Genomic DNA, 24,695 nt, shown 5'->3' on the forward strand with positions numbered 1-24,695 from the left:
GACCAGGTTGTAGATTGTCTGGCATACTCTCCTTGCTAGATCAGCTGCCCCAACGCCCGGAACGATCCGACCCGACTTCAGGGATCGCCGGGCGACGTTGACGCGCCAGGTTCATGTCGACCGGATATTTCTCAGCCGCGATTTGGAGGCATCACCATGATTTCCACAATTCAGGCGTTCCCGACCACCGACGGCATCTTCGTGGTCTGGGAGGTCGCGGCAATGATCCCGGACTGCCTCGGCTTTGCGCTGTATCGTCAGCAGCAGGGCAAAAGTGCAACCGTGGTCGACACCTGGGTCGGGTTCGAGGACCAGGCGCAGGATCACAAGCCGGGCGAACATCGGCCGAGCACCGAATGGCCGGTGCAGAAGACCAACTGGACCGATTTCCTGGCGCCAACCGACGCGCCGGTCCGCTATGGCGTCGTTCCGGTTCTCAAGGACGGCGCCACCAAGGTGAAGCCCGCCTACAGTGCGCCAGCGACATGGACCGAATACGTCTCCGCAATGCCGTCGGGCCCGCTCAAGCCATGGTTCAACCGCGGCACGATCTCGGCGCAATGGCTGTCGCGCGCGATCGGCAAGGACAAGAAGCCGGCGCAAACCCTGGAGAAGGCGATCTCGACCAAGGGCAACAAGATCCGTGACTTCCTCAAGGGCCAGCTCGGCGCCCGCCTGCTGGCGCTGTTGGCTGAAGCCAAGAAGAGCAAGCGCGACGTCTATCTCGCGCTCTACGAGCTCAACGACCCCGAGCTGATCGCCGCGCTGACCGCGATGAAGGGCAAGGCGCACGTCGTGCTCGGCAACAGCACCGGCAAGTCCGACGCCACCGCCAAGGACACCGAAAAGAACGCCGGCGTGCTGAAGAAGGCCGGCGTCGACATCGTCCGCCGCAAGATCGCGCCGAGCCGCTACGCCCACAACAAGTTCGCGGTGTTCTGCGACGGCGCCCAGAAGCCGAAGGTGGTCTGGACCGGCAGCACCAACTGGACCCGGACCGGACTGTGCACCCAGAACAACAACGGGCTCGAGATCACCGACGACAAGGTCGCGGCGGCCTATCACGACCATTGGAAAGCGATCTATGCCGACGGCAGCAAGTCGCCGAAGGCGCTGGCCGTGGCCGGCGATCACGAATGGCCCTTCACCATCGGCAAGTCGAAGCTCAGCGTCTGGTTCACGCCCACCACCAGGAGCGGCGACCTCAAGGAAGCCACCAGGATGATCGAGGACACCGAGCATGGCGCGGTGTGCCTGATGCTCAATCCCGGCAACAAGGGCCTGCTCGGCCCGATCCTGGAGAAGGCGCAGGACAAGAAGCTTTATGTGCGCGGGGTGCTCAACAATTTCCCGGCGCAGGGCAAGGACAGCCCGAAGGATCAGCTGCAGCTCCTGGCCGGCGACGGACAGCAGCAGGTCTTCAAGGGCAAGCAGATCGCCGACGTGATCCGGCCCGCCGGCATCGACAAGACCGCGGACTGGTGGGAGCACGAGATCAAGAACACCGGCAAATTCATGATCGCCGTGCACAGCAAGGTGATCGTGCTGGATCCGGCCGGCAAGAACCCGGTGGTCATGACCGGCTCGCACAATTTCTCCGACCGCGCCAGCACCAAGAACGACGACAACCTCGTCATCATCAGGGGCGATTCGCAGCTGGCGCTGACCTATGCGGCGCGCATCGTCAGCATCTACGGCCAGTATCGCTGGCAGGCCTGGCGCAACACGCCGGAGGGCCTGAAGGACAAGGGTCTGAAGCGCAGCGACACCTGGCTGAGCAACCGCATCGGCAAGGGCTGGGCGGAAACCGAAACGCGGTTCTGGCTCGGCACCACCTGACGCCGGCGATCCGTCATGAACGCGGGGCAGCGTTACCGCTGTCCCTTGTTATCCTCACCGCCAAACCTACGCCGCGCGGCCGACCGAGGCGTCGAGATGCTTCAGCCGCGGCAGCACCTCTTGCTTCAGGAGCCGCAGCGAATTGTGCCAGGCTTCCGGCTTGTGCTTGTAGTCGAAGCCGAACACCAGCAGCACGCCGAAGCCGCCGACCTCCTGGTAGATCTTCTCGATCTTCTCGGTGACGGTCGCGGGCGAGCCGACGATCCAGTTGTTGCGCGCGCAATATTCGACCGTGACGTCGCTGTCCGGCACGTCGGGCGCGTGCTTCAGATAGTCCTTGAAGCCGAAATGGCCGAGCAGCGGCAGGAAGTACTCGCCCATCATTCGGCCCATCATGTCGCCGGTCGACAGCTTCCATGCTTCTTCATCGGTGTCGGCGACGAATACCTCGCGCACCATTCGCCAATCCTTGCGGCTCGGCGTGCGGCCGGTCTTGGCCGCGCCGGCTTCGACCGAATCCCAGTGGCTGCCGACATAGGCAGGGTTGAGGTTGAGGCTCATCGGAATGAAGCCGCGCTCGCCGGCGAGCTTCAGCGTATCCGAATTCTTGGAGAGCCCCGCGACGCCGATCGGCGGATGCGGCGCTTGCTGAGGCTTGATGTGCGGCTTGAGGAAATCGAACATCGTGTCCGGCTTGGTCACGGTCCAGAACTTGCCCTTGTGGGTCCAGGGCGCCGGCTCGGTCCACATCTTCAAAATGATCTCGAGCGCCTCGCGGGTCATGTCGCGGTTCTGTCCTGACATGCCATCGACATTGAACATCGCCCAGTCGCTCGGCAGCCCGGAGGCCGCGACGCCGAAGTTGAGCCGCCCGTTCGAGAGGTGATCAAGCATCGCGACGCGGTTGGCGAGCTCGGCCGGGTGATGATACGGCAGCAGGAAGCCGCCGGGCCCGATGCGGATATTCCTGGTCTGCAGCAGCGCCTGCGCAATCAACAGATCAGGCGACGGATGCGGCTCCCAGGGCGCGGTGTGGTGCTCGCCGATCCAGGCTTCCTGATAGCCGAGCTCGTCGAGCCAGCGCAGCGTCTGCAGGTCCCAGTCGTGGCCCTCCTTCAATCCGCACTCCGGCGGATGCGACGGCATCGCGAAGTATCCGAGTTCCATGGGTTTCCTCTCTTTGTTCGATGCGTGTCTTTCGCACGCGCTTCGAGAGTACCTGCCCGGGCTGCGGCAGAACAATGGCCTTGTCGCATCAGCTCGGCCCGGATCTATGCGTAGGGCGTATCCTTCAGCATGATCGTGATACCGGAAAAGCTTCGCTCCATGATCCGCAGGAAGGTCTCGCGTGACGATGCAGCCGACCTGCGGGCCTTGTGCTCGCGAAGCCCTTCCGCATAGGCGACGGTCAGCGCCGTGACCACCATCGACGCGGCGAGCCGGGCATCGGCATCGGCGAGCGGGCGCTTGATGGCTGCCGCCAGCACGCTCGCGAGATCATCGATCAGTTCGTCACGCATCTCGCGCGCCCGCGCCGAGAGCGCCGGGCTCTCGGCGACGGTGCGCCAGAATTTCGCCGTTGCGTCGGTGAATTTCGCGAACGGATGCACGCGATCCGCCAGGCTGTGCACCAGCTTGCGGAGTGTCGCGATCGGCGCCTCGCCGGCCGGACGCTCGGCAAAGGCGGCCCGCAGCATCTGCCGGCTTTCCTCTTCACGGTCGAAGAACAGGTCTTCCTTGCGTGGAAAGTAATTGAACACCGTCATCCGGGAGACCTCGGCGGCCTCGGCGACTTCGGCCACCGAAACATTGTCGAAGCCGCGTTCCAGGAACAGCTCGGTGGCGACATCCGAGATCGCCTGGCGCGTCGCCTCCTTCTTCCGCTCCCGCAATCCGCCCTGATTTGACATGCGGGAATTTGTACCATAGTAAATATTATACTGAGTACAACTTTATGGTGACGGCGTGACGCGTGAACGAACCGATGTGGTTGTGGTCGGTGCCGGGCCGACCGGACTGCTGCTGGCGATCGAACTGACCCTGGGCGGCGCCGACGTGATCGTGATCGAGCGGCTGACCGAGCCAGACCAGACCATCAAGGCCGGCGCGATCGGCGCGCTGGCAGGCGAGGCTCTGGAGCGCCGCGGCCTCGGCGACGCGATGAATGTGGTCGAACGCAGCATGGCGGACAGCATGTCCAGGCTCATGAAGGGCGCGGGCGATGCGAGCGACCTGCCGTTCAAGAAATTCGGCGGTCACTTCTCGGGCATTTTCCTGATCGACCAGACGCGTCAGCGCGAGCCGGACCGGCGGTTGCGCGGGGTGAACCAGCAAGCCCTGGAAACGATGCTCGCCGAGCGCGCCCACGCGCTCGGCATCGAGATCAGGCGCGGCTGCGAGCTGATTGATTTCGAGGATCGCGGCGATAGCGTCGTGGCGCGGACCAGGGACGCGTCCGGCGATGCCACGCTGCACGCGGCCTATCTGGTCGGCTGCGACGGCGGACACAGCGCCGTGCGCAAGCGCGCGGGCTTCGCATTCCCCGGCACCGAACCGACCCTCACGGGACACCAGGCCATCGTCGATCTCGATCATCCGGATCGCCTTCTGCCGGTCGGCTGGCGACGGACGCCGGTCGGCATGATGGCGTATGGACCGATTCCCGGCCGGGTGTTCCTGGCCGAGTTCGATGGACCGCCGGCCGATCGCAGCGCGCCGGTCACGCGCGAGGAGATCGAGACCACCCTGCGCCGGATCAGCGGGGCCGACGTTCGCGTCACCGCCGTCAAGACCGCTACGCGCTTCACCGACAATGCGCGGCAGGCCGACAGCTATCGCAGGGGCCGCGTCCTCTTGGCGGGCGATGCGGCGCATGTACACTCGCCATTCGGCGGACAAGGCCTCAATCTCGGCCTGCTCGATGCGGTCAATCTCGGCTGGAAGCTTGCGGCGGTCGTGTGCGATCGCATGCCCGAAAGCCTGCTCGACAGCTACACGGAAGAGCGGCATCCGATCGCGGCAAAAGTGCTCGCCAACACCCGCGCCCAGGTCGCCTTGATGCGGCCTGACGTCATGACGGACGCCTTGCGCGAGATCGTCGCGGACCTGATGAGCCTCGACGAGGGCACCCGCTACTTCGGCGAAATGATCAGCGGCATCAGGATCCGTTACGATCTCGGCAGCGACCATCCATCGGTCGGCCGGCTCTCCGGCAATTTTGCTCTCGGCGACGACGGCGCGGAAACAACCCTGTTCGATCAGATGGAGGACGGCAGGGCCGTGCTGGTCGATGCGACTGATGGAGCCGCGTCAGCGATCGCGGCACGCTGGGATATCTTCGTGCGATGCGTGCCGCGACGTAGCGGCGCTTCGCTGCTGATCCGCCCGGATGCCTGCATCGCCTGGGCGGCCGACGACGCCGACACGACGGGCCTCGACACCGCGCTGACGCGCTGGTTCGGGCCCGCCATGCAGTGATCTCGCAAGCGAGGTGCGCTGTCAGCGCGTCCCGAACGTGGTCTTGCCGAACAGCGCCTTCTGCGTCGAGGGCTGCGAGCGCCAGTATTGCGGCGGCGCGCTCACCTCGCCGCCGAGCTCGGCGGCGGCGTGCCAGCCCCAGCGTGGGTCGTAGAGCATGCCGCGGGCGAGCGCGACCATATCGGCCTTGCCGGACGAGACGATCTCCTCCGCCTGCTTCGCTTCCGTGATCAGGCCGACCGCCATCGTGGTAACGCCGGTCGCCTCCTTGACCGCCAGCGCCGCCGGCACCTGATAGCCCGGCCCGAGCGGGATCTTCTGCAACGGCGAGACGCCGCCGGAGGAGACATCCATCCAGTCGACGCCGCGCTTCTTCAGCTCCTTGGCAAACTCGATGGTCTGCGCAAGGTCCCAGGCGCCCTCGACCCAGTCGGTCGCCGACACCCGCATGCCGATCGGTTTGTGATCCGGGAATACGGCGCGCACGGCGTCGAACACTTCCAGTGGAAAGCGCATGCGATTTTCCAGCGAGCCGCCATAGCGGTCGGTCCGCTTGTTGGCGATAGGCGACAGGAACTGGTGCAGCAGATAGCCATGCGCGCCGTGCAGCTCGAGCGCATCGATGCCGAGCCGGTCGGCGCGCTTTGCCGACGCGACAAAGGCCTCGCGGATGCGCGTCAGGCCGGCGTCGTCGAGCGCCACCGGCGCGGCCTCGCCTTCCTTGTGCGGGACGTTGGATGGTCCGACCGTCTGCCAGCCGCCTTCGGCAATCGGGATCAACTGCCCGCCCTCCCAGGGGCGCTGGCTCGACGCCTTGCGGCCGGCATGGGCGAGTTGCATGGCGACCGCCGCTTTCGAATGCTCGCGCACCGAGGCCAGGATCGGCTTCAGCGCCGCCTCGTTGGCGTCGTTGTAAAGACCGAGGCAGCCGGGCGTGATCCGCCCGATATCCTCGACATGGGTGGCCTCGATGCAGAACATCGCCGCGCCCGACAGGGCCAGCATGTTGATGTGGGTGAAGTGCCAGTCGTTGGCGGAGCCGTCGACGGCCGAATACTGGCACATCGGCGAGACCATGATGCGATTGGAGAGTTTCAGGTCGCGCAGTTCGATCGGGGAGAACAGGGTGCTCATGCGGCGGATATCCGGGATCGGGGAGAGGGCCCGGTTAAGATAGAGGCAGCACGGCCGATCACCAACCGTCCGGAAGGCCGCGCAGGCCGGGGCGCAGATCAGCAATGTCCTGACGGGGTCCCTCCGGGCCGGCGCCCTCAGTCCACCAGCGTGAACTGCAGCAGCAGATTGCGCTGGATCAGGGAGAAATTGTCGTCGGAGACCATGGTCAGCACGGTCTCGCCCTCCTCCGTGACATGGGCGTCGATGCCTTCCATATTGTCGATCTCGTTGCCGAGATCGGCATTGAAGATCGCGGGGCCGTCGACCACGGCGCCGGGCGCGATATCGGACAGCGCGAGACGGCGGATGCGGATGCCGACGCCGCCGAACCAGGAGAATTTCCGCTCCAGAATCAACAGGCCGCCCGACGGCAGCAGGACCGCGTCGCTGATGTCGAAATTCTCGCTGCGGCGGACGCTGAACTGGCCTGGAGTCTTGCCGCCGACCAGGAAGGCGATCAAATTGCCGCTCGCATCGAGCCCGCGTTCCGAGAACGCGATCAGCGTGCCGGCGAGCGGCTGGCCCGTAGCCTTGGGCACGAAGACGAGGCCCTCCAGCCCCTTGTTGTTGGGAAGCTTGCGTGCCGCCGGCGGCAGCGCAATCACCTCGCCGCGCGAGCGGGTAAAGCCCTTGGCGAAATCGAAGCGCAGCACCTGGTTGACCCGCTCGAGCCCGACATAGGCGAACGAGCCGTCGAGCGCGAGCGATTCCGAATCATACCAGCCGCGGGTCGCGGTGATCGGCCTGCCGTCGGCGCCGAGCAGCGGTGCCGCCTCGACGTCGTCGAGCCCGACCATCTCCCGGCCACGATAGACGATGCGACCGGTGAACCAGCTGCCTTGGTCGCTGACCGCGATGAAGCGTTCGCCCTTGGCATCGAGCCGTAGCGCGGAGAGGCCGCCGAAACCGGAGAACGACGAGGTCAGGATCAGACCGCTACGATATTCCAGTGCGCCGAACCGCGTGCGCGCGCGGTCGCGGATATCGAACGACGGCAGCGGCCGCGCGTTGACGTCGATCGAAACCGGTTCGTTGACCCGGTAGGGGCTCGGCCTCGCAGCCGGCCTCGGCGTTGCCGGCGGCTGGGTCGCGCTCTGCGCCTGCGCCAGACGCGGCAATGCGGCGGCTGACAGCCCCGCCGCCATACCCTGGAGGAAACGGCGGCGGCTAGGGGATGAGCGCATGTCTCACGAGTGGAGGCGGCGCCGGATGCCCGGCGCGGGCGCCGAGCCGTGAGTCTCGCTGAACAGCTCGGCGAGCTTTTCGGTAATGGCGCCGCCGAGCTCTTCCGCGTCCACGATGGTCACGGCGCGGCGATAGTAGCGCGTCACGTCGTGACCGATGCCGATCGCGATCAGCTCGACCGGCGAGCGGGTCTCGATCTCGTCGATGATGTGTCGCAGATGCCGCTCGAGATAATTGCCGGGATTGACCGACAGCGTGGAGTCGTCGACCGGCGCGCCGTCGGAGATCATCATCAGGATGCGGCGCTGCTCGGGGCGCGCGAGCAGGCGCTTGTGCGCCCAGTCGAGCGCCTCGCCGTCGATGTTCTCCTTGAGCAGGCCCTCGCGCATCATCAGCCCGAGATTTTTCCGCGCGCGACGCCAGGGCGCGTCGGCCGACTTGTAGATGATGTGCCTGAGATCGTTGAGGCGGCCCGGATTGGCCGGCTTGCCGGCCGCGAGCCACGCCTCGCGCGACTGCCCGCCCTTCCAGGCGCGCGTGGTGAAGCCGAGGATCTCGACCTTGACGCCGCACCGCTCCAGCGTGCGCGCCAGAATGTCGGCGCAGGTGGCGGCGACCGTGATCGGGCGGCCGCGCATCGAGCCGGAGTTATCCAGCAGCAGCGTCACCACGGTGTCGCGGAAGGTGGCCTCCTTCTCATGCATGAAGGACAGCGGATGATAGGGATCGGTGACGACGCGCGAAAGCCGCGCCGGATCGAGGATGCCCTCCTCGAGATCGAAATCCCAGGCCCGGTTCTGCTGCGCCATCAGCCGGCGCTGCAAGCGGTTGGCGAGCCGCGCCACGATGCCCTGCAGATGCGCGAGCTGCTTGTCGAGATAGGAGCGCAGCCGCTCGAGCTCGTCGTGATCGCAGAGGTCTTCGGCGGCGATCACCTCGTCGAACTTCGGCGCGAAGGCGTGATATTCCGGACCGCGCGGCTCGTTCTGTCCGCGCGCATTCGGCCGCGTCGCCTCGCCCGGCGTCTCGTCGTCGCCGAGCTCGCCGTCGTCGAACGTATCAGACGTGGAGGCCTGCGCGCTCTCCATCGCGCTTTCGCTCATCTCTTCCGCTGACGTCTGCGCCTGGTCGGCGCTCATCTCCTGCGCGGCATCGGAGTCGGGCGAGCCCTCGGCGCCGGACTGATCGCTCTCGCCGTCCTGGTTCTCGTCCTGGTCGTCGTCATCGTCCGAATCCATGTTGCGGTCGTCGCCGAGATCGAGCGCCGACAGCAGATCATGGACGAGGTCGCCGAACCTCGCCTGGTCCTCGGTGAAACGGCTAAGCTTGTCGAGCCGCGAGCCGATCTTGTCCTCCAGGGTCGGACGCCAGAGATCGACCATCTTCTTGGCGGCCGCGGGCGGCGCCATGCCGGTGAGACGTTCGCGCACCAGCATCGCCAGCGCATCCGACAGCGGCGCGTCGGCGCGATCGGTGATCTCGTCATACTTGCCGCGGTGGAAATGATCGTCGAGCATCGCGGTGAGGTTCTTCGCGACGCCCGCCATCCGCCGCGAACCGATCGCCTCGACGCGCGCCTGCTCGACCGCCTCGAACACGCCGCGCGCCTGCGGGTTACCCGGCATCAGCTTGCGATGCACCTTGGGATCGTGACAGGCGATCTTGAGCGCGATCGAATCGGCGTGGCCGCGCACGATCGCCGCATCGCGCTTGGTCATCTTGCGCGCCGGCTCCGGCAGCCGCGCCTTGCCGGGCGCGAGCCCGGGGCGCTCGGCGGCGAAGGAGACTTCGAGCTCCGGCTTCTTGGCGATCGCCTTCAGGCACGCCGACACCGAGCGCTTGAACGGCTCGGTCGGCGCTTCCTTGGATCCGGGACGGAATTTGATGTTGGAGGTTGTCATAGCGATTTCGTAAACCAATGGCGCGTTACGCCGCCGGGATACCCCTCAATCGAACCGAACTCTTTATATCCGTTGGCGCGGTAGAAGCCCGGCGCCTGGAAGCTCATCGTATCCAGATAGGATCGCGTCGCTCCGAAGCGCCGCGCCTCGTCCTCGATCGCCTTGATCAGCTTCGCGCCAAAGCCCTTGTTGCGAAACTTCTGCTCCATCCAGAACAACTGAATGAACAACACCGCGGTCCAGACCTCGCCGACGATGCCGCCGACAATCTCGTCGCCTTGCCGCAGCGAGATGGCGAAGCGCTTGTACTTCTGCTTCCCCATCTTCTCGTTGTTGTAGTGGAGCAATCCGCCGAGCACCGCCTTCTTCGTCTGTGTGACTGTGCGCTCGACGGAGATTTTCGGCATGGATTAGCTGAGCGCCACGTTGACCGAGGATTCCGGCAGCTCGACGTTGAAGCAGCGCTGGTAGAACTCGGCGACCAGCGGCCGTTCCAGCTCGTCACACTTGTTGAGGAAGGTGACGCGGAACGCGAAGCCGATGTCGCTGAAGATGTCGGCGTTCTCGGCCCAGGTGATCACCGTACGCGGACTCATCACCGTCGACAGGTCGCCATTGGCGAACGCGTTGCGGGTCAGATCCGCAAGCCGCACCATCTTGTTGACGATGTCGCGGCCTTCCTGGGTGCGATAGTGCTTCGCCTTCGCCAGCACGATCTCCACTTCCTCGTCATGGGCGAGGTAGTTCAGCGTGGTGACGATCGACCAGCGGTCCATCTGGCCCTGGTTGATCTGCTGGGTGCCGTGATAGAGGCCCGAGGTGTCGCCGAGGCCGACCGTGTTGGCGGTCGAGAACAGGCGGAACGCCGGATGCGGCTTGATCACCTTGTTCTGGTCGAGCAGCGTCAGGCGGCCGGAGACTTCCAGCACGCGCTGAATCACGAACATCACGTCCGGGCGGCCGGCGTCGTATTCGTCGAACACCAGCGCGATATTGTGCTGCAGCGCCCAGGGCAGGATGCCGTCGCGGAATTCGGTGACCTGCTTGCCTTCCTTGACCACGATGGCGTCCTTGCCGACGAGGTCGATACGGCTGATGTGGCTGTCGAGGTTGACGCGCACGCAGGGCCAGTTGAGGCGGGCCGCAACCTGCTCGATGTGGGTGGACTTGCCGGTGCCGTGATAGCCGGTGACCATCACGCGGCGGTTCTTGGCAAAGCCGGCGAGGATCGCGAGCGTGGTGGCGCGGTCGAAGCGGTAGTCGCTGTCGACTTCCGGCACATGCGGATCGACTTCGGAATAGGCGGGAACTTCCAGGTCGCTATCGATCCCGAAGACCTGCCGGACCGACACCTTCATGTCGGGCAAGCCGACGGGTTCCTGAGCTTTGGTCTGGACGGCGGTCGTCATTCATCCTCCGAGGTCCCGGGCGTTCCCGAAACCAGATTAATCGTTTGGCTGCGGATGGGGTGCTTCGCATAAGCCTAGCAGAGAGCAACGGTTGGCAGAAGCCCGCGAGCAAATCAAAGTTCCGTTGTTCTATCATAAAGATAGGAGCGAAACTCGGTTTTTGGAAGGCTGCCCTGCAAATCCCGCCGTACTTTTGCCGCAGCGCCACGACGGCCGGCCCGGGCCGGGCACTTTTCAGGCCGGCGGGGAGTTGTTAGCTCTCAAATCGATAACACCGCCACATGGGAATTTTGTGACTTCATTCCTTGACCCTTTGATCGCGTTCGTTTCGGCCCATGCCTGGCTTGCCTATCTGACGCTGTTTCTGGCCGCTCTGCTGGAGGCGGTGCCGGTGGTCGGCTCCCTGGTGCCGGGGTCGACCATCATCCTGGCGTTGAGCGCGCTGGTGCCGGGCGGGGAACTGAAGCTGCTGCCGGTGCTCGCCGCGGCGGCCGCCGGCGCGATGCTCGGCGACGGCACCGCCTACCTGATCGGCCACCGCAGCCAGCGCGAGATCCTGTCGGCCTGGCCGCTCTCCAACTATCCGCGCGTGGTGGCGCAGAGCGAGGCGTTCTTCAATCGCTGGGGCGTGCTCGCGGTGTTCTTCGCCCGCTTCGTGCCGCCGATCCGCGCCTTCGTGCCGATCACGGCCGGCGCGCTCGACATGCCGCCGGTGCGCTTCTACGCGGTCAACATCCCCGCGATCCTGCTCTGGGCGCCGGCGCATGTGCTGCCCGGCGTGCTCGCCGTCACCGCGCTGCATGACTATGCCGGCCTGCCGCATCATGGCCATGTCGGCAAGCATCTGTGGATGTTTGCGGTCGCGGGCGGCGCCGTGATCCTGGCGCTGGCCGTCTGGACCATCCGCCGCCGGCACGGCGGCAGCCTGATCGAACCGGCCAAGCCGGCCAAATAATTCCTTTCACTTGCGCATGATCTTCTCGGAAAACCGGTCTCCACTTTTCCGGATCATGCGCTAGATGCTGTTGGTCGTTCCCGCCCGCCCGGGCGCCGGTCCGACATAGCGCGCGCGAGGCCTGATCAACTTGCCGAGTTGAAGCTGCTCGCTGGCATGTGCGATCCAGCCGACGCTGCGCGCCATCGCAAACAGCGCAAGCTCGCTGCCAGCTGGCATCCGCAGCGCATGCACCAGCACCGCCAGCGCGTAATCGATGTTGACGAATTCGCCGGTCGCCTCCGCGATCCGCTCCGGTACTTCCCTGGTGAATTTGCGCGGCGCGCCGGCCCGTGTCAGCGCCTCGAGCAGCGAGATCGCACGCGGATCGCCCTTCTTGTAGACGCCGTGCCCGAAGCCGGCAAAACGCTCGCCAAGCGCGACCCGCTCGCGAACCACCGGCGCAACGTCATTGTCGAGCATCGTCTTGACGAGGCGCGAGGCGAGCACGCCGGCACCGCCATGCATCGGTCCCTTCAACGCGACGAGACCCGCGATCACGGCGTCGTACAGATTGAGCCCGGTCGATGCCGCGCAGCGCGCGGTGAAGGTCGACGCGTTCAATTCGTGATCGGCGAGCAGCACCAGCGCGCGGCGGATCAGGTCGGGCGCGTGCTTGTTGTCAGGCGTCCAGACCCGCGCCACCTGCTCGTGCAGCGGCTCGTTCGACGGCACAGCATTCAGCATGGTCGCGACCAGCAGCCGCAGGATGCGGCCGCCGACCATGGCGCGGCCGTCGGGCGCGCGCGTGAAGGCGCCGGGATCGGCGCTTGCCGCCAGCGCCAGCACCGCGACCGTGCGGTCGATCGGCTGGGCGCGGCGCGCGGCTTCGGCGATCGCGCGCATTTCGTCCGAGACGTGCGGACAATTGTCAGGCGCGAACGGATCGACGCCGGTGACGTCCCACAGCAACGTCGCGGTGTGCTCCAGCGTGTCGCGCTCAGCGAGCTCGACGCAGTTGACGCCGCGATAGATCGGGCCCTGCTCGGTGATGGTCGCGATCGCCGAATCCATCACCGGCAGATCGGCGTCGAAATTACGGAAGCCGCGCGGCTCCGGCGACGGCACGCGGCGCTCCTTCAACCCCCTGATGTCCTCGGCGCGGTAGCGGTGGCTGCGCGAATCCGGTGACGGCTCGGAGCGGATCAGCCCGCGGCTGACATAGGCGTAGAGGGTCGCCGGCGAGATCGCGAGCTCGGCGGCGGCTTCGCGAGCGGAGAGGTAAAGCTCGGCGGATTTTTTCATATTGATTTATATAATCAAGATTGATCAACTCGTCGAGAGGCCTGACCTTGAGAGGGTGAAGCAAGGAGATCAGGCCATGAATATGCATCTCACCAAGAGCCAGATCGGTCTGGACGGCGTTCCTGCCGCCGAGACCGTGTTGAGCCATGTCGACGGCGAGCGCGGCGAATTGATCATCGCCGGCGAGCGCGTCGCCGACCTCGCGGGCAAGTCGAGCTTCGAGGGCGTCACGGCGCGGCTGTGGAGCGGCGCCACCGGCAAGTCGCTGAGTGAAGCCAATGTCCGCGCCAGCCTCGGCGCCGCCCGCGAACGCGCCTTCGCCCGCCTGCCGGACCTGCTGCCGGCGACGCGCGGCATGTCGATCGTCGACGGCTTCCGGGCCGCGATCGCAGGCCTCCGCGGCGAGAACGGGCTGGAGCACGAGGCGACCATCGTCGGCGCCTTCCCGGTGATCGCCGGCGCGCTGGTCCAGCACGCCAAGGGACACGACCCGATCGCGCCGGACCCGAATGCCGGCCACGCCGCCGACACGCTGCGGATGCTGCTGGGCCGCAAGGTCGAGCTGCGCGAGGTCGCAGCGCTCGACGCCTATCTCGTCACGGTCTGCGACCACGGCATGAATGCGTCGACCTTCACCACGCGGGTGATCGCCTCGACGCAGGCCGATCTGTTCGCGGCGATCACCGGCGGCTATTGCGCGCTGACCGGCCCGCTGCATGGCGGCGCACCTGAGCCGGTGCTCGAAATGCTGGACGCGATCGGCACACGCGAGCGCATCAAGCCCTGGGTCGACGGCGCGCTGGCGCACGGCGAACGGCTGATGGGATTTGGTCACCGCGTCTATCGCGTGCGCGACCCGCGCGCCGACGTGCTGAAGGTCGCGATCGAGCGCCTCGAGGCCAGTGGTGCCGACCTGCCATTTGCCGGCGAGGTCGAGGCTTACATCCGCGAGGCGCTGCGGAAAAAGAATCCGGAGCGGCCGCTCGAGACCAATGTCGAGTTCTTCACCGCGATCCTGCTCGACGGGCTGGAAATCCCGCGGCAGGCGTTCACGCCGATCTTCGCCACCGCGCGCGCCGCCGGCTGGACCGCGCACGCGCTGGAGCAGCTGCGCACCGGGCGGCTGATCCGGCCGAGCTCGTCCTATGTCGGGGCGGTGCCGAAAGGGTGAGAACCAAGCCGTATCAACGTTTGCGACGGCGGAGCCACACACTCCGCCGTCGTCCCGGCGAAGGCCGGGACCCATACGCCGCGGCCCATCAATAGGGCAATCGGGCAGACATCTTGTGCAAACGATAACGGCCGGTGGTTATGGGCCCCTGCTCCCGTGCGCAACTGCGCACTAGGCAGGGGCGACGGAGGCAAGACTTCAGGCCTCGCGCACCACGGTCTTCAGATAATTGTACGCCTTGATGATCTCGATCAGGCGATCCTCGGTGGAGCGGTCGCCGCCATTGGCGTCGGGATGGTGCTGCTTGACCAGCGCCTTGTACTTCGACTTGACGTCTTCGAGCGTCGCCTCGGCCCCGAGCCCCATCACCTGCAGCGCCTTGCGCTCGGCGTTCATGATTTTGCGGGTCTCGGGCTTGGGCTCCGCGCCACCCGGTCCGGGGCGCCAGCGGCCTCGGCCGTTGAGCTCGGAGAATACGTGGAACGGATCGGAGGCGGCATCGAGACCGCTCTCGCCCTTCTTGCCGTTGTTGGCGCCCATCTTCCAGGTCGGACGGTGGCCGGTCAGCGCGTCCTTCTGGTAGCGCGCGACGTCGTCAGGATTCATGCCCTGGAAGAAATTGTAGGACTGGTTGTATTCGCGGACGTGGTCGAGACAGAAGTGCCAATACTCGCGCGAATTCTCGCGGCCTTTCGGGGCGCGATGCGCGCCCTTGTTCTGGCAACCCGCCCACTCGCAGGTCACGGCCTGCTCGCCGGCCTGCGCCTGGCGCTTCGCACTGACCTTGGTCGGCTTGATGCGAATGGAGTCGAAGAATTTTGATGAATCGATCGGCATGTTCTCTTTGACTACGCAATGCACAAATCTTCAAGTCTTGACATTGCGCGGACCTCGTTTCCCGCTTGCACCATTGACGAAAAGCTGTCGCGAACCTAACTCCGCCGCCATGAGCACCAAAGACGCTATCATAAACAAGTTGCGTGAAGCTTTCTTGCCGGAAAGCCTCGACGTCGTCGACGAGTCACATCTGCATGAGGGCCACGCCGGCCACAGGCCAGGCGGGGAGACGCACTTTCGGGTATATATTGTGTCTCCGGCCTTCGAAGGGAAGAGCCGGATCGAACGCCATCGCATGATAAATGCGACGCTGGCGCAGGAACTCGCCGGCTCGGTGCATGCGCTGGCGATCCACGCCCACGGCCCCGGGGAAAAGCCGCGCTAGTGCGCGCTTGCCTCAAGACGAAGCGGCGGTTTTCCTCTATGAGAACAGGATGGACCTGCTCTCTGCGTGAGCAGGTGAAACTACGGATTGCACCGCCACGCATGATATGGGGCCATTGATGATCCCTAGCTGGCCACGTTTCCGGTCGATCGTCACCGCCGCCGGCCTGCTCCTGATCTGCGCGATGCGCCCGGCCTCGGCGCTGGATATGCCGAGCCCGTTCGTCCAGGAGGTGCTGATCAAGAGCATCCTGGTGTCGCTCAACGATGCGGTGGCGGCGAACAATTTCACCGTGTTCCACGCCAAGATCTCAAAGCCGTTCCGCGACCAGTTTCCACCCGACAAGCTCAAGACCATCTTCAAGGATCTGGTCGACAAGCACGCGGTGTTCGACGCCGTAGTCGCCAAGCCGATCGTTCTCGACGAGGACGCCAAGATCGACGACAAGGGCGTGCTGCGGCTGAAGGGACATTTCGACACCACGCCCAAGCAGGTGAAGTATCAGCTCGGCTTCATCCCCTCCGACGGCGCCTGGAAGCTGTCGGGCATCTCGATCGATATCGAGTAGGTCCACGCCGCTGCCTGATCCGTCATCCCCGCGCAAAGGCTGCGCCTTTGTCGCTGGAGGAGCCGCGAAGCGGCGTCTCGAAGGATGCACGGCCACCGGCCGGGCCGTCGACCCTTCGAGACGCGCGCGATGCGCGCTCCTCAGGGTGACGGTGCTAGGAGACTGGCCAACTCGAACTAGAACGCCGTCCCCGCCCGCTTCGGCTTCTTCTCCTCCAGCTCGGCCTCGCGCGGGACGGCGACGATGCGCAGCGCGGTGATGCGGTTGCGCTCGCGGCGGAGCACGCGGAAGCGGAAGCCGTGGAAGGTGAAGCTCTGGCCGCGCTCCGGGATCGAGCGCGCCTCGTGGATCACGAGGCCGGCGACGGTGGTCGCCTCCTCGTCCGGCAAGCGCCAGTCCATCGCACGGTTGAGATCGCGGATCGGCACCGAGCCGTCGACCACCACGGATCCGTCCGGCTGCGCCCGTACGCCGGCAACGACGACGTCATGCTCGTCGGAGATATCGCCGACGATCTCCTCCAGGATGTCCTCCAGCGTCACCATGCCTTCGACCTCGCCATACTCGTCGACCACGAGGGCGAAGTGGGTCTTGCGGCGACGGAACGCCTTCAGCTGTTCGGAGACCGGACGCATCTCCGGCACGAACCAGGGCGGCAGCGCGATCGCGGAGGCATCGATCGCCGACATGTCACCCTCGTTGGCGCGCATCGCGCGCAGCAGGTCCTTGGCGTGGAGCACGCCGACGATGTTCTCCGGCTTCTCCCGCCACAGCGGGATGCGGGTGTATTCGCTCGCCAGCACCTCGCGCACCAGTTCCTCGGGCGGCAGGTCGGCGTTGACCATGGTCATCTCGGTGCGATGGACCATGACGTCGGAGACCTGCAGCTCGCTGAGATCCAGCAACCCGCCGAGCATGTCGCGATCCTGCTTCTCGACCTTGCCCTCGTGATGCAACAGATCGACCGCACCGCGCAGACGTTCGGTCGGCGACAGCACCGCCTGATGCGCCCCGACCTTGATGCCGAGCAGCTTCATCAGCGCCAGCACGATGGTCTCGATGATGGTGAGCAGCGGCCCCAGCACGAAGATCGTCAGCCGCATCGGCCGCGCGACCAAAAGCGAGATGCGGTCGGGCGCGTTGATCGCGATGGTCTTGGGCAGCACCTCGGCAAACACCACGACCATCACGGTCATGACAGCGGTGGCATAGAGCACGCCGACGTCGCCAAACCAGGCGGTGAACACGCCGGTCGCCAGCGCCGAGGCGCCGATATTGGCGATGTTGTTGCCGAGCAGCAGCGCGCCGATCATGCGCTCGCGCATGTTGACCAGCTTGGAGACCACACCGGCATCGGTGTTGCCCTGCTTCGACAGCCGCAGCATGCTGGCGCGCGAGGCGCCGGTCAGCGCGGTCTCACTCGCCGCGAAAAACGCCGAGATGAACAGGCAGAGCAGCACGATCGAGAAGGTGAACCATCCCACTGAACTGATCCGTGGCTAGAGCATGATCCGGAAAAGTGTGTAGCGGTTTTCCGAAAAGATCATGCTCAAATCAAAAAGATAGAGCGGGATGACGATCCGAAGGAGAGGCATCCCGGTCTAGGCCTTCAGCTTGGCTTGCAGGAAGTCGCGCACCGGCTGCGGCTCGACATTGTTGGCGATCACGGCGCGGCCGACGGCCTCCAGCAGGATGAAGGTGAGCTTGCCGCGCTTGATCTTCTTGTCCTGCGCCATCAGCGCCAGCAGCGCGTCGGCGTCGGCAAGGCCTTCCTGCGCGAAGCCTGCGATATCCTGCAGGCGCGTCGGCAATCCGACCGCGGACAGATGACGCGCGATGCGCCCCGCATCGTCGGACGAAATCATGCCGAGCTGCGCCGAGAATTCCGCCGCCAGCACCATGCCGACCGCGACGCCCTCGCCGTGGAACAGCCGGTCGGAGAAGCCGGTTGCGGCTTCCAGCGCATGGCCGAAGGTATGGCCGAGATTGAGCAGCGCCCGCTCGCCGGTCTCGCGCTCGTCGCGCGAGACGACGCCCGCCTTGGCGCGGCAGGAGGTTGCGATCGCGTGCTCGCGCCCGGCGCCGCCGGCGAAGATGTCGGTGTGGTTCTTCTCGAGCCAGGCGAAGAAGGCCTCGTCGCCGAGGATGCCGTATTTCGCGACCTCGGCGTAGCCGGCGCGGAACTGGCGCGGCGACAGCGTGTCGAGCACCGAGGTGTCGGCGATGACCAGCACCGGCTGGTGGAATGCGCCGATCAGGTTCTTGCCCTGCGGCGAGTTGATGCCGGTCTTGCCGCCGACGGAGGAATCGACCTGCGCCAGCAGCGAGGTCGGCACCTGCACGAAATCGACGCCGCGGCGCAGGATCGCGGCCGCGAAGCCGGCGAGATCGCCGACCACGCCGCCGCCGAGCGCGATCACGAGGTCATTGCGCTCGATCTTCGCCGCGATCAGCGCTTCGCTGACCTCGGTCAGCGTGGCATAGCTCTTCGAGCCCTCGCCCTCCTCGACGACGATCCGCGACGTCGGCACCCCCGCGGCGGCGAGCGACGCCTCGGTCGGCTCCAGCCAGTGCTTGGCGACGGTGTGGTCGGTGACGATGGCGGTGCGCACGCCGGGCCGCAGCGCCGCGACACGTTCGCCAAGTGACTGCAGCACGTCGCGGCCGATGACGATGTCATAGGCGCGGTCGCCGAGCGCGACGTCGACGGTAACTGAGGCGGAATGTTTCAAGGGCGCAGTCATGAGGTCGCGTTCAATCCATCACAGGTGGTTGCTCGTCGGCCGGACGCGCACCGCACAGATGCGCATGCAGGGCCTCGAGGCATTCGTCGACGATGCGGTCGTGCGGCACGTCGCGCGAAGCAATCGTCAAATCGGCGGTGCCGTAGACCGGCTCGCGCTCGCTGAGCAGGCGGTTGACGGTCGCCTCCGGGTCGGGGGTGTGCAACAGCGGACGATCGGCGCGGCGGCGCACCCGGCGCATGATGATATCACTGTCGGCCTTGAGCCAGATCGAGATCGCGCGGTCGCGGATCCGGTTGCGGGTCTCTTCACGCATGAAGGCGCCGCCGCCGGTCGCCAGCACGACCGGGCCATTGCCGAGGATGCGGGCGATCACCCGCGCCTCACCGTCGCGGAAATACGGCTCGCCCTTGCTCTCGAAGATCTCCGGGATCGTCATGTCCGCCGCCGCCTCGATCTCGGTGTCGGCATCGGTGAACGGCAGCTTGAGTCGCGCCGCCACCCGCCGGCCGATGGTCGACTTGCCGGCCCCCATCATGCCGACCAGCACGATCGACCGCGTCCCCAGCGCGGCCGCGATGTCGGCCTCCAGGGTCGGGTGGGTGGGCGCCGGGACGGCTGCGTCGGACATCAAAAAGCTCGGATATTGGGACGAATTGTTCAGAATTCGAGCCACCTATACTACCCCCGGCGACACCCTTACCAGCGACTCTTGCAACCGCGCGGGGAACATGTTGGATGATTTCATTGGTTAATTCGCCGCCCGAGTCGCTTCCATGCCCAGCCTGTTCCGCTTCCTGACGGTCGTCGCCGTGATTTTCGGGATCGGCTACGGCATCGTCTTCGCGCTGGCCAATTTCGTGCACCCGAAACCGCGGGAAATGACGGTGACCATCCCACCGGATAAGTTCCTCAAGAAATAGACGCTATGATTCCGGCATGCCCGCTGCTGCCAAAAATCCCGCCAAGACCCTCGCCAAGTCCTCCGACGCCAGACTGACCGCGTTGTTCCTCGACATGCTCGCCGCGGAACAGGGCGCCGGCGCCAACACGCTCGACGCCTACCGGCGCGACCTCACCGATTTCTCCGACTACCTCGCCCATGCCGGCGCCGATTTCACCAGCGCCGACACCGAGACCCTGCGCGGCTACCTCGCCGACCTCGATACCCGCGGCTTCAAGTCGACCAGCGTGGCGCGGCGGCTGTCGGCGATGCGGCACCTCTACCGTTTCCTGCTCAACGAGCGGATCCGGACCGACGATCCGGCCGCGATCCTGTCCGGCCCGAAGCGCGGCCGCGGCCTGCCCAAGGTGCTGTCGATCGCCGACGTCGACCGCATGCTGACCCGGGCCAAGGAGCTAACCCAGACCGACGTCTCGCCGGCGCAGCGGCTGCGCGCGCTGCGGCTCTACTGCCTGCTCGAGGTGCTCTACGCCACCGGCCTGCGCGTCTCCGAGCTGGTGTCGCTGCCGGTCTCGGCGGCGCGGCGCGATGCGCGGATGATCGTGGTGCGCGGCAAGGGCAACAAGGAACGGCTGGTGCCGCTGAACGACGCCTCGCGCCAGGCGATGGCGGACTATCTCGCGGCGCTGGAGGTGATGCAGCCGAAGGCGAAGAAGGCCGCGCCGTCGAAATGGCTGTTTCCGTCCTCCGGCGAGAGCGGCCATCTGACCCGGCAGCATTTCGCCCGCGATCTGAAGGAGCTTGCGAGCGCCTCCGGCCTTGCGCCGCGGCTGGTCTCCCCGCACGTGCTGCGTCATGCCTTTGCCAGCCATCTGCTGCACAATGGCGCGGACCTGCGCATCGTGCAGACCCTGCTCGGCCACACCGACATCTCGACCACCCAGATCTACACCCATGTGGTCGAGGAGCGGCTGAAGAGCCTGGTCCGCGACCTGCATCCGTTGGCGGAGAAATCGTAGCGGTCCGTAGCCCGGAGACCTCGATACCTTCATCTGATCCGCCTTGACTTCCGCTTCGTCTCCGCAGAAAGAGCGTCACCTGCTTGCGATCCCGAAGCGTGCATTCCACCCGGATGCGCGTTAACCGTTTGAAGTTACAAAGCTTCTCTTTCCGACGCCGAAACCGCTTCGCCCCTCGCACCGTTCCTTCCTATATTGAGTTGATGCCCGACCCGATGCGCAGCTATCTCGACTTCGAAAAACCCGTCGCCGAGCTTGAATCCAAGATCGACGAGTTGCGTGCGCTTGCCGCGAGCGGCAGCGACATCGGCGACGAGGTCGCGCGGATCGAGGACAAGGCGGCGCAGGCACTCACCGAACTCTACTCCAATCTGACGCCGTGGCAGAAGACGCTGGTGGCGCGGCATCCGCAGCGACCACACTTCACCGATTTCATCGGCGGCCTGATCACCGAATTCACGCCGATGGCCGGCGACCGCAAATTCGCCGACGACGAGGCCCTGGTCGGCGGCTTCGGCCGCTTCCGCGGCGAGAGCATCTGCGTGGTCGGCCAGGAGAAGGGCGCCACCACCGAGAGCCGCATCAAGCACAATTTCGGCATGGCGCGCCCCGAAGGCTACCGCAAGGCGGTGCGCCTGATGGAGATGGCCGACCGGTTCGGCATCCCGGTGCTGTCGATCGTCGATTCCGCCGGCGCCTATCCCGGCATCGGCGCCGAGGAGCGTGGCCAGGCCGAGGCGATCGCCCGCTCGACCGACGCCTGCCTGTCGCTCGGCGTGCCCAATGTCGCGATCGTCACCGGCGAAGGCATGTCGGGCGGCGCCATCGCCATCACCACGGCGAACCGCGTCCTGATGATGGAGCACGCGATCTACAGCGTGATCTCGCCGGAGGCGGCATCCTCGATCCTGTGGCGCGATGGCACCAAGGCGCAGGAAGCCGCCAACAGCATGAAGATCACCGCCCAGGACATGCTGCGCTTCGGGGTGATCGACCAGATCCTGAAGGAGCCATCGGGCGGCGCTCATCGCGACCCCGCCGCGATGATCGCGACCACGGGCGACGCGGTCGCCCAAGCGTTCAACGACCTACGAAATCTTGATCCGGACGCGATTCGCAAGCAGCGGCGCCAGAAGTTTCTCGATATCGGCCGTAAGCTCGGCTGAGACGGCCAAACCGCCCGATTTTTCGTCCAAATCGACCAATTTTGCCGTAATTGGGCCCCGAGCCGGGTCTTTAACATTCCTTGAACCATGCCTGCTACCGTGAGGGCTGTCCGCCCCGGTTCAGGTTGCGAGCAGGGGTCGTCGAAGGCTAATATTTTAGACAATGGCTTCAGGGCATATTCGCCGTGTTGGGGTCGCGAAAATCGCCCGGTGGGTGTGGAGCTCGGACTTGACTCATCGCACGCTCGTACGCGCGCTTCTGACCTCGGCGGTCCTCGCCGCAGGCGTCATGCTCGCCGGTTGTGACAGCGACCAGATCTCGCTCGCGCAGAACGCCAAGGCCAACCAGCCGGTCCCGCCAAAGCTCGTCGCTGCCATGACCGAAAAGGACATGGACATGCAGTCGCCGATCCTGGTGCGGCTGTTCAAGCAGGAGGCCGAGCTCGAGGTCTGGAAGCAAAACCGCTCCGGCCAGTTCGCGCTGCTCAAGACCTATCCGATCTGCCGCTGGTCGGGCGACCTCGGTCCGAAGGTCCGCGAAGGCGACCGCCAGGCGCCCGAAGGGTTCTACTCGATCAACCCGAGCCAGATGAACCCGCAGTCGGCCTATTACCTGTCGTTCAACACCGGCTATCCCAACGCCTTCGACAAGGCGCTCGGCCGCACCGGCTCGCAGCTGATGGTGCACGGCGATTGCTCCTCGCGCGGCTGCTACGCGATGACCGACGAGCAGATCGCGGAGATCTACTCGCTCGGCCGCGAATCCTTCTTCGGCGGCCAGAAGGCGTTCCAGCTGCAGGCCTATCCGTTCCGGATGACGCCGGTGAACATGGCCAAGCACCGCAACAATCCGAACATGCCGTTCTGGAAGATGATCAAGGAAGGCTACGATCATTTCGAGGTGACGAAGCAGGAGCCGAAGGTCGACTTCTGCGAGAAGAAGTATGTGTTCGACGCGGTGAAGGCGCCGGGCGCGACACGCGATCCGGTGTTCGACGCCTCCGCGAAGTGCCCGGCCTATGTGATCCCCGAGGAGATCGCGAGCGCGGTGCACGAGAAGGAGCAGAAGGACGCCGCCGAGACCGCCAAGCTGGTATCCAAGGGCACGCCCGTTGCGCGCCTCAACACCGGCATCGACGGCGGCATGAACGCGATCTTCGCCTCGAAGATTCCGGAAGGAAACACCGGCCTCTCCGAAGGCGGCGACAGCCAGGCGCTGGCATCGATGTCGCTGGCACGCGCGCCCGGCACGATCCCCGGTACGGTCAATCCGCCGAAGCCAAATCTCGCGGTCCAGCAGGAAGAGCCGGTCGTGGCGACGACGTCGTCCACCACGTCGTCGGCCAGCACCCGCGTTGCCTCGGCGAACGCGTCCGACAAATCCGCCTCCGACAAATCCACCTCTGACAAATCCGAAGGCTTCTTCTCCAGCTTCGCGCGCAAGGTCGGCATCGGCGGCACCGCCGACGCCAGCAAGACGAGCGCGCCGGCTCCGGCCGCTGCCGCCCCGGCCAAGCCGAAGGTCGCCGAGGCCAAGCCGCAATCGGTGGTTCGCGTCGCCCCCAAGGCTGAGCCGAAGCAGGCCGCCAAGCCCGCACCGAAGCCGCCAGTGACCACCGCCGCAGCCGCGCCGGCCCCGACGTCGTCGACCCAACTCACCGGCTCCGCGCCTGTGGTGCAGACCAACTCGTTCGACACCCGCTTCTCGGCGGTGAAGTAGGCGCGGCGCGTCTGCGCGAAGACAGCTCGCTGCCGCTCGTCGCAATGCTGCTGTAGCGCAAACTATTTCCAGCCGTCGTCCCTGCGAAAGCACTAGGGCATTTACACATCTCTTCGAGGCTAGAAAACCGACTCATCATCAAGGGGTTAGCTACTAGGCGAGAGCCGAAATCGGCGGGCGCAACCCTAGTGCAGATGAGTAAGTTCTCTGCGGTTTTCGGCCAACTCTTTGAGAAGACTCCGGAAAGACTGCGGAGGATATGTATATACGCTAGTGCGAAAGCAGGGACCCATAACCACAAATGCAAATTGTTACGCGATGCTGGAACGGCGAGTCCCGTCTGTAACGCCCGCCGCAGCGTATGGGTCCCTGCGAAAGCACTAGCGTCTCTACACGGTTTTGGGGCGCGACAGATTGACTCGGTGCAGCAAGAAGTGGCGTCTCTGCAGCATGTTGTATGATTCTCACTGGCGCTTTGATTCGAAGGAGCGCCAGCGATGCAGCCGGATTTGTCTTTGGGTGAGTTCGGGGACGTTCGTCTCGACAAAAGGGGGCGACGCTTCTCCGGGCTATGCTTTGCACGCGCAGCGTCTGCTTGCGCCAGATGGCCCGGGGCGATTGGGCTGCCAATATGGCGTTCTGGCGGTTTGTGAACAACCCCCAAGTCACGATCGATAAATTGATTGAGGGCTGGAGCGCGCAGACGCGGACTGCGGTCAGCGGGCGTCATGTGCTGGCGATCCAGGATACGAGCGAGGTCAAGTTCCAGACCCAGGCGGGACGGCGGCGCGGGCTGGGCAAAGTCGGCAAGGGCAATGCTCGCGGCGTGCTGTTGCATGCGATGATGGCGGTGGATGCCGACAGCGGGGTCTGTCTTGGCCTTACTGGCGGCAACGTTTGGACGCGCAAAGGCAAGGTAAAAATCCCGCATGAGCGGCGCGCCTTGGCCGACAAG

The 24,695-nt window shown here is 65.4% G+C and carries 22 protein-coding genes and 1 pseudogene; 11 read left to right on the plus strand and 12 right to left on the minus strand.

The annotated features are described in order from the left end of the window. Positions 1 to 156 precede the first annotated feature (156 nt). A complete protein-coding gene (locus tag J6525_RS26760) occupies positions 157 to 1,839 on the plus strand; it encodes a phospholipase D-like domain-containing protein (protein WP_225646902.1) in 1,683 nt (560 codons plus the stop codon). Positions 1,840 to 1,905: 66 nt separating this feature from the next. On the opposite strand, the gene J6525_RS26765 is transcribed toward J6525_RS26760, so the two are convergent. Together J6525_RS26765 and J6525_RS26770 are read right to left on the minus strand one after the other, a co-directional pair. After that, a complete protein-coding gene (locus J6525_RS26765; RefSeq protein WP_225646903.1) occupies positions 1,906 to 3,006 on the minus strand; it encodes an LLM class flavin-dependent oxidoreductase in 1,101 nt (366 codons plus the stop codon). Positions 3,007 to 3,110: 104 nt separating this feature from the next. After that, positions 3,111 to 3,749, minus strand: coding sequence for a TetR/AcrR family transcriptional regulator (locus J6525_RS26770; RefSeq protein ID WP_225646904.1), 639 nt, complete (start codon positions 3,747 to 3,749; stop codon positions 3,111 to 3,113). Positions 3,750 to 3,804: 55 nt separating this feature from the next. On the opposite strand from J6525_RS26770, the gene J6525_RS26775 reads away from it, so the two are divergent. Continuing rightward, on the plus strand, positions 3,805 to 5,316 hold the full coding sequence (locus tag J6525_RS26775; RefSeq protein WP_225646905.1) for an FAD-dependent monooxygenase: 1,512 nt from the start codon (positions 3,805 to 3,807) through the stop codon (positions 5,314 to 5,316). Between the two features lie 21 nt (positions 5,317 to 5,337). On the opposite strand, the gene J6525_RS26780 is transcribed toward J6525_RS26775, so the two are convergent. From J6525_RS26780 to cobS, 5 genes are all read right to left on the minus strand, one after another. Further along, on the minus strand, positions 5,338 to 6,450 hold the full coding sequence (locus tag J6525_RS26780; protein WP_225646906.1) for an NADH:flavin oxidoreductase/NADH oxidase: 1,113 nt from the start codon (positions 6,448 to 6,450) through the stop codon (positions 5,338 to 5,340). A 137-nt stretch (positions 6,451 to 6,587) separates the two neighbouring features. Continuing rightward, the gene (locus tag J6525_RS26785) at positions 6,588 to 7,676 is read right to left on the minus strand and encodes an esterase-like activity of phytase family protein (RefSeq protein ID WP_225646907.1); all 1,089 of its coding nucleotides are present in this window, start codon (positions 7,674 to 7,676) and stop codon (positions 6,588 to 6,590) included. Positions 7,677 to 7,679: 3 nt separating this feature from the next. Next, on the minus strand, positions 7,680 to 9,578 hold the full coding sequence (cobT, locus tag J6525_RS26790) for a cobaltochelatase subunit CobT (RefSeq protein WP_028343273.1): 1,899 nt from the start codon (positions 9,576 to 9,578) through the stop codon (positions 7,680 to 7,682). After that, on the minus strand, positions 9,575 to 9,985 hold the full coding sequence (locus J6525_RS26795) for a GNAT family N-acetyltransferase (protein WP_028343272.1): 411 nt from the start codon (positions 9,983 to 9,985) through the stop codon (positions 9,575 to 9,577). Before J6525_RS26795 ends, cobT begins: the two co-directional genes overlap by 4 nt. A gap of 3 nt (positions 9,986 to 9,988) precedes the next feature. Then, positions 9,989 to 10,987, minus strand: coding sequence for a cobaltochelatase subunit CobS (gene cobS, locus J6525_RS26800; RefSeq protein ID WP_057015539.1), 999 nt, complete (start codon positions 10,985 to 10,987; stop codon positions 9,989 to 9,991). Positions 10,988 to 11,279: 292 nt separating this feature from the next. Here cobS and J6525_RS26805 point away from each other — a divergent pair, with 292 nt between their 5' ends. Beyond that, positions 11,280 to 11,942 carry a DedA family protein gene (locus tag J6525_RS26805; protein ID WP_225646908.1) on the plus strand — a complete coding sequence of 221 codons (663 nt, stop codon included), beginning with the start codon at positions 11,280 to 11,282 and terminating at the stop codon, positions 11,940 to 11,942. A 60-nt stretch (positions 11,943 to 12,002) separates the two neighbouring features. Here J6525_RS26805 and J6525_RS26810 read toward each other — a convergent pair whose 3' ends face one another. Further along, on the minus strand, positions 12,003 to 13,226 hold the full coding sequence (locus J6525_RS26810) for a citrate/2-methylcitrate synthase (RefSeq protein WP_225646909.1): 1,224 nt from the start codon (positions 13,224 to 13,226) through the stop codon (positions 12,003 to 12,005). Between the two features lie 76 nt (positions 13,227 to 13,302). Here J6525_RS26810 and J6525_RS26815 point away from each other — a divergent pair, with 76 nt between their 5' ends. Next, positions 13,303 to 14,397, plus strand: coding sequence for a citrate synthase/methylcitrate synthase (locus J6525_RS26815; protein WP_225646910.1), 1,095 nt, complete (start codon positions 13,303 to 13,305; stop codon positions 14,395 to 14,397). 198 nt (positions 14,398 to 14,595) lie between these two features. On the opposite strand, the gene J6525_RS26820 is transcribed toward J6525_RS26815, so the two are convergent. Beyond that, positions 14,596 to 15,234: a J domain-containing protein gene (locus J6525_RS26820; RefSeq protein WP_225646911.1), complete on the minus strand. Its 639-nt coding sequence runs from the start codon at positions 15,232 to 15,234 to the stop codon at positions 14,596 to 14,598. Positions 15,235 to 15,343: 109 nt separating this feature from the next. Here J6525_RS26820 and J6525_RS26825 point away from each other — a divergent pair, with 109 nt between their 5' ends. Together J6525_RS26825 and J6525_RS26830 are read left to right on the plus strand one after the other, a co-directional pair. Then, on the plus strand, positions 15,344 to 15,619 hold the full coding sequence (locus tag J6525_RS26825) for a BolA family protein (protein WP_028338206.1): 276 nt from the start codon (positions 15,344 to 15,346) through the stop codon (positions 15,617 to 15,619). A 118-nt stretch (positions 15,620 to 15,737) separates the two neighbouring features. Then, positions 15,738 to 16,187 (plus strand): hypothetical protein, encoded by a 450-nt coding sequence (locus J6525_RS26830; RefSeq protein ID WP_092083131.1) that lies wholly within the window; start codon positions 15,738 to 15,740, stop codon positions 16,185 to 16,187. 176 nt (positions 16,188 to 16,363) lie between these two features. Here the strand turns inward: J6525_RS26830 and J6525_RS26835 are convergent, their stop codons facing one another. From J6525_RS26835 to J6525_RS26845, 3 genes are all read right to left on the minus strand, one after another. Next, complete coding sequence (locus J6525_RS26835; protein WP_057015543.1) at positions 16,364 to 17,671, minus strand: HlyC/CorC family transporter; 1,308 nt, start codon at positions 17,669 to 17,671, stop codon at positions 16,364 to 16,366. 117 nt (positions 17,672 to 17,788) lie between these two features. Beyond that, positions 17,789 to 18,931, minus strand: a complete 1,143-nt coding sequence (gene aroB, locus J6525_RS26840; RefSeq protein ID WP_225646912.1) for a 3-dehydroquinate synthase — start codon at positions 18,929 to 18,931, stop codon at positions 17,789 to 17,791. Positions 18,932 to 18,941: 10 nt separating this feature from the next. Beyond that, a complete protein-coding gene (locus tag J6525_RS26845; RefSeq protein WP_076824827.1) occupies positions 18,942 to 19,562 on the minus strand; it encodes a shikimate kinase in 621 nt (206 codons plus the stop codon). 145 nt (positions 19,563 to 19,707) lie between these two features. Between J6525_RS26845 and J6525_RS26850 the strand changes: the two genes are divergently transcribed. The 5 genes and pseudogenes from J6525_RS26850 to J6525_RS26870 form a co-directional block, all read left to right on the plus strand. Next, positions 19,708 to 19,854, plus strand: a complete 147-nt coding sequence (locus tag J6525_RS26850; protein WP_016843561.1) for a hypothetical protein — start codon at positions 19,708 to 19,710, stop codon at positions 19,852 to 19,854. A gap of 16 nt (positions 19,855 to 19,870) precedes the next feature. Then, positions 19,871 to 20,854: a site-specific tyrosine recombinase XerD gene (gene xerD / locus J6525_RS26855; RefSeq protein ID WP_225646913.1), complete on the plus strand. Its 984-nt coding sequence runs from the start codon at positions 19,871 to 19,873 to the stop codon at positions 20,852 to 20,854. 203 nt (positions 20,855 to 21,057) lie between these two features. After that, the gene (locus J6525_RS26860; protein ID WP_225646914.1) at positions 21,058 to 22,020 is read left to right on the plus strand and encodes an acetyl-CoA carboxylase carboxyltransferase subunit alpha; all 963 of its coding nucleotides are present in this window, start codon (positions 21,058 to 21,060) and stop codon (positions 22,018 to 22,020) included. A gap of 229 nt (positions 22,021 to 22,249) precedes the next feature. After that, positions 22,250 to 23,740: a L,D-transpeptidase family protein gene (locus tag J6525_RS26865; RefSeq protein ID WP_249796191.1), complete on the plus strand. Its 1,491-nt coding sequence runs from the start codon at positions 22,250 to 22,252 to the stop codon at positions 23,738 to 23,740. A gap of 604 nt (positions 23,741 to 24,344) precedes the next feature. Beyond that, positions 24,345 to 24,695, plus strand: a pseudogene (locus J6525_RS26870) (IS4 family transposase); the annotation flags it as partial.

Origin of the sequence: Bradyrhizobium australafricanum (assembly GCF_020329495.1) — a bacterium.
Classification (GTDB): domain Bacteria; phylum Pseudomonadota; class Alphaproteobacteria; order Rhizobiales; family Xanthobacteraceae; genus Bradyrhizobium; species Bradyrhizobium australafricanum.